We start from the raw sequence: 4,011 nt of genomic DNA, 5'->3' as shown, positions 1-4,011 counted from the left end.
CATGGCTCAAGCTCAACGTCTCGCTGGCTTTAGTTGTAGCATACTCAAAGATCTGTTTAGAATGAAATAGCCCTGGACATTTTTAGCCTCCTTAAATCTATTTGTTGAGTTTCTAATGGTAAACTTTCGGTTTCGCCGATTAAGGTGAATGCAGCCCAGGCGATGGGACTCGGAAATCGCTCCTTTGTTGTTAGCATAGCACACCGTAAAGCTACCGCTTTGTTATCGCCTCGCGCTAAGTTTTGGTAAAATTCAGTCATCAGCAACTTGGCTGAAATTACTCCCATATTCCACAGCGAGACGATGATACTCGGTACTCCCGCGAGGATGAAACAGCGAGATAGTCCGTTGACTCCATCTCCGGTGATTGTACCGCGGCCAGTGCTGCAAGCGCTTAATACTACCAGTTCGGAATTGAGTTTTAATTGCAGGATTTCTACGGCATTAATTGCGCCGTCGTCGGTGTCTCCTGATGGTGCTAAAATTATTGCGCCGGGAATGCCGGAACCTTGGAAATCGTCGAGGAGTCCGTGGGCGGATAAATGGACGATGCGCGTGTTTAGCATCTGGTCTAAAATCAGGGCTTTGGTGGCATTTTCTCCGCTAATTGCTGCGGTTCCTAAAATCGCGGCTATGGCTTCGGCTGCTTCTTTTGCCCTCGATAGTTGTCGGAGTTTGTAGGGGTTTTCTTGGAATTTTGCTGCAATAGTTGGATCGCCGACTATCAGGGCTGCTTGTCTCAATCCTTTGATGTTTTGTTGGTGTTGGCTGGTTTGTTCTAATACTTGGATGGATGGGGCGGTGAGGATGGTATGGTCTTCAATTAAGTAGCGGTTATTGGCGGATTGCAGGGCGGTGAAGGGAACTAAAAATAGTTCGTAGTGGGGGATAAAGGTGATGGGGGAGTTGTGGTCAGGTGGTAGCAAATCTGCTATGGGTTGGATCAGGATTTGATAAAGTATTTTTAGTAGGGGATAGCCGCCTGTTTCGTCTCGATCGTATTCGGATTCTATCTTAATTTTTTGTTTTTTCTCATCGATTTCATCGACTCCGATGGAGACGCGGGCTTTGAGGATGATTTGTTTGAGGGTTTGGTTTTGTTGCTGGAGGGGTTCGAGGTTGGCGGCGCGATGGGTGATGTTGCCGTTTGGTTGGATTACCCAGATGTAAAGGTTGTCTGAATCAATAATCGAATATTCAACGATTGTGGAGTTTTTTTGTTGGGCTATTTGTTTGATTCTGGGAATTGATAATGTATTTGTGATTTCGTTGGTTGCTAAGTCGGTTGTTAAGAGGTTTTGTTGCAATAATTCTGCGAAGGCGCGGGTGCGGCCCATTTCAGATATTTCAAGGGCTTCGTCACATTTAGCTTGGGCAACTAGGACTTTTTGTAGCAGGCGGTAGGTAGATACTTGCCTTTCAAAAATTGATATTTTATGGTAATCTTTGACTAATTCAGAACGCAGAGTTTCATGAATTACGATCGAGGAGCGGAGTTTTGCTTCGGCTTGTGGCAATTGGTTTATTTTGAATAAAGTTATGCCTAAATTGTAGAGAGATCCCGACTCTCCCTCGCGATCTCCGATTTCCCGTGAAATATCTAAAGACTCTTGGTAAAATTCGATCGCCAGATTGTACTGCCCTAGAGAATCGTAAGCACGGCCCAAACTGCCGAGGGAATTAGCTATTTCTTCGCGGTGTCCAATTTCTCGTACAATCACCAATTGCTGTCGGTGAAAGTCAATCGCCTCCTGGAAGTATCCTAGGGATTGGCAAGCATTGCCCAAATTGCCAAGGGAAGTAGCTATTCCTTGCCGATCTCCGATTTCGCATTTAATCTTTAAAGATTGTATCTGAAAGTCTATCGCCTGCTTGAAGTCGCCTAGCGCATGGTAAGTTACACCCAAATTGCCGAGGGAATTAGCTACTCCTTTGCGGTGTCCAATTTCCTGTTTAATCTTTAAAGACTGTTGGTAGAAGTCAATCGCCCGTTGGAATTCCCCTAGAGATTCGTAAGTATTGCCCAAATTGTTGAGGGAAGCAGCTATTCCTTTCCGATCTCCGATTTCCCATGAAATCTCTAATGATTCTTCGTGAAAATCGATCGCCCGCTTAAAGTCCCCTAGGGAATCGTAAGCTAAACCCAAATTTCCGAGGGAAGTAGCTATTCCTTGGCGATATCCGATTTCCAGTTTAATCTTTAAAGACTGTTGGTGAAAGTCGATCGCCCGCTGGACTTCCCCTAGGGAATCGTAAGCTAAACCCAAATTTCCGAGGGAAGTAGCTATTCCTTGGCGAGATCCGATTTCCCGTGAAATTTCTAAAGACTGTTGGTGAAAGTCGATCGCCCGCTGGAATTCCCCTAGGGATTCGTAAGCTGAGCCCAAACTGCCGAGGGAAGCAGCTATTCCTTGGCGAGATCCGATTTCCCGTGAAATTTCTAATTCCTGTTGGTGAAAGTCGATCGCCCGCTGGAATTCCCCTAGGGATTCGTAAGCTGAGCCCAAACTGCCGAGGGAAATAGCTATCCCTTGCCGATATCCGATTTCCCGTGAAATCTCTCTTGACTGTTGGTGAAAATCGATCGCCCGCTGGAATTCCCCTAGGGATTCGTAAGCTGAGCCCAAATTGCCGAGGGAAATAGCTATCCCTTGCCGATATCCGATTTCTCGTTTAATCTTTAAAGACTGTTCGTGAAAGTCGATAGCCCGCTGGAATTCCCCTAGGGATTCGTAAGCTGAGCCCAAATTGCCGAGGGAATTGGCTATCCCTTCCCGATATCCGATTTCCCGTTTAATCTTTAAAGACTGTTCGTGAAAGTCGATAGCTCGTTGGAAGTCCCCTAGGGATTGGTAAACATTGCCCAAACTACCGAGAGTAGCAGCTTCTCCTTGCCAATATCCAATTTCCCGTTCAATCTCTAAAGACTGTTGATAAAAATTGAGCGCCTGCTGAAATTCCCCTAAAGATTTGTAAGCCGAGCCGCAATTGCGGAGGGAATTAGCTTCCCCTTGGCGATTGCCGATTTTCCGTTGAATCACTAATTCCTGTTGGTGAAAGTCGATCGCCCGCTGGAATTCCCCTAGGGATTGGTAAGCTACGCCCAAACCGCCGAGGGCATTAGCTATTCCTTGGCCAGATACGATTTCCCATGAAATTACTAATTCCTGTTGGTGAAAGTCGATCGCCCGCTGGAATTCCCCTAGGGATTGGTAAGCTACGCCCAAACCGCCGAGGGCATTAGCTATTCCTTGGCGATTTTTGATATTCCGTGAAATTACTAATTCCTGTTGGTGAAAATCGATCGCCCGCTGGAATTCCCCTAAAGATTGGTAAGCTGAGCCCAAATTGCCGAGGGAAACTGCTATTCCTTGGCAGTGTCCTATTTCCCGTGAAATCTCTCTTGACTGTTGGTGAAAGTCGATCGCCTGCCGGAATTCTCCTAGGGATTGGTAAGCTAAGCCCAAATTGCCGAGGGAATCAGCTTCTCCTTGACGATCTCCGATTTCCCCATAGATAGTTAATGCTTGTTCCCAAGACTGCAAAGCTTCTCGAAATTGACTGACCCGATGCTGCTGCTTCCCTCGATCGAACAGTCTCTCTGCTTCTGCTTTCTGTGGAATTACCGCTAGGAAGTCGCCCTCCACCTTACCCAGTAGCCCTGCAAAATTTTTCAACCAATTAGCCTTATTTAACTTACCTTGTTCTCTGAGACGATCGGCCTCTTCTAGCATTGCCGCCACCAAGCCATCATCCAGCAAATCCGGGTGGTTTTTCAATATCTCGGCTTCTTCGCCGCTGGGACAGGTGAAAAGTTCATGAATCAGGTTGAGATAGGCTGATTGTTCGGGGTTCATGGGGGAGTTAGGGGAAGGTTGAAGGGTGAAGGCAGAATTAAATTGCGATAGATTTATTATAGATTGAACTCATCTGTTTGGGCGTTTGTCATCTGGGATTAGCTGCGTGGCGAGAAACCGGGTTTCTGCGACAATTTTCGGTTAAGTACCAGAG

1 protein-coding gene is annotated in these 4,011 nt (G+C 46.5%); it reads right to left on the bottom strand.

The genetic code is table 11. The features are described 5' to 3' along the window. Window positions 1-56 precede the first annotated feature (56 nt). Window positions 57-3,857 (bottom strand): CHAT domain-containing tetratricopeptide repeat protein, encoded by a 3,801-nt coding sequence (locus tag QUB66_RS28660; RefSeq protein WP_332971303.1) that lies wholly within the window; start codon window positions 3,855-3,857, stop codon window positions 57-59. Window positions 3,858-4,011 lie beyond the last annotated feature (154 nt).

Source organism: Microcoleus sp. A2-C3 (genome assembly GCF_036706065.1).
Lineage (GTDB): Bacteria > Cyanobacteriota > Cyanobacteriia > Cyanobacteriales > Microcoleaceae > Microcoleus.
The sequence above is the reverse complement of the archived record's forward strand: the minus strand, read 5'-3'. Positions and strand labels throughout refer to the sequence as shown.